The 1,046-nt window shown below is 34.7% G+C and carries 2 protein-coding genes; both read left to right on the forward strand.

Annotated elements, in window-relative coordinates; all coding sequences use genetic code 11:
- Positions 1-24 precede the first annotated feature (24 nt).
- Positions 25-276, forward strand: a complete 252-nt coding sequence (locus HCK02_RS13885; protein ID WP_167630688.1) for a helix-turn-helix domain-containing protein — start codon at positions 25-27, stop codon at positions 274-276.
- A gap of 10 nt (positions 277-286) precedes the next feature.
- Positions 287-1,003 carry an ORF6C domain-containing protein gene (locus tag HCK02_RS13890; RefSeq protein ID WP_167630689.1) on the forward strand — a complete coding sequence of 239 codons (717 nt, stop codon included), beginning with the start codon at positions 287-289 and terminating at the stop codon, positions 1,001-1,003.
- The last annotated feature ends 43 nt before the right edge of the window (positions 1,004-1,046 follow it).

Here is a 1,046-nt window from a genome sequence, read left to right on the forward strand (position 1 = left end):
TTATAAGAAAAGCGAGGTGTGAAAATGGATAATGTAGTATTAACATTAAGTGCTTGGAGAGAAAATGCTGGATTAACAATTGAAGAAGTTTCAAAAAAGGTTGGAAAACATAAAAATACCATAATGAAGTATGAAAGGGATAGTTCTAGGATACCTCACGATTTACTAAGAAAATTATCTATTCTGTATCAAGCACCGATGGATAATATTTTTTTAGGCAAAAAGTACGAATTAATTCGTAAAATAAGAAATAGAGCAGATGAACAATTAGTATAGGAGGGATAAAATGTACCAAATAACGCCAGATACCATTGAAAAGGACGACGAACGTGTATTAACGACCGAACAACTTGCTGACTTTTACGGTTGTTCAGAACGTGCAATCAAACAAAACTTTAATAATAACAAAAATAAATTCATTGAAGGTAAGCATTATTACTATCTCGAAGGGGCAGAATTGGTGGCATTTAAGAACAGCGTCGAAAATTTCGACCTTGTTGGGAAAAATGCACGTCAGTTGTACTTATGGACAAAAAGAGGAGCTTCGAGACATTCAAAAATGTTGGGAACGGAACGGGCTTGGGATATGTATGACCAACTAGAGGAATCCTATTTCAATCAGAACCATCCACCCATGAGTATCGAACAAATGATGATTTACCAATTACAAGAAATGCAAACAGTTAAAACAGATGTAGCTATGCTCAAAGATACCATGCGAATCGATGGGAACCAACAATACACCTTAAAAGAAACAGGGAAAAAACGAGCTTTATCCGTTTTAGGGGGCCATCAATCCAAAGCCTATGAAGCTATTTCTAAAAAAGTCTTTTCTCAAATGTGGCGAGACTTCAAAAAGCAGTTTCTGATTCCTCGCTATGGAGATCTTTCAAAAAAAGATTTTGAAGCAGGTATGGATTTTTTAAGCATGTGGTTACCTGAAACAAGTGTAAGGCTAGAAATAAAAAGCTTAAATCAACAAGAAAATTTATTTAATGATTAAAAAATGGGCAAAGGGACGTGAAAACATGTCACTTATTGATGTT

Source organism: Listeria valentina (assembly GCF_011800755.1).
In the GTDB taxonomy this organism is placed as follows: Bacteria; Bacillota; Bacilli; order Lactobacillales; family Listeriaceae; genus Listeria; species Listeria valentina.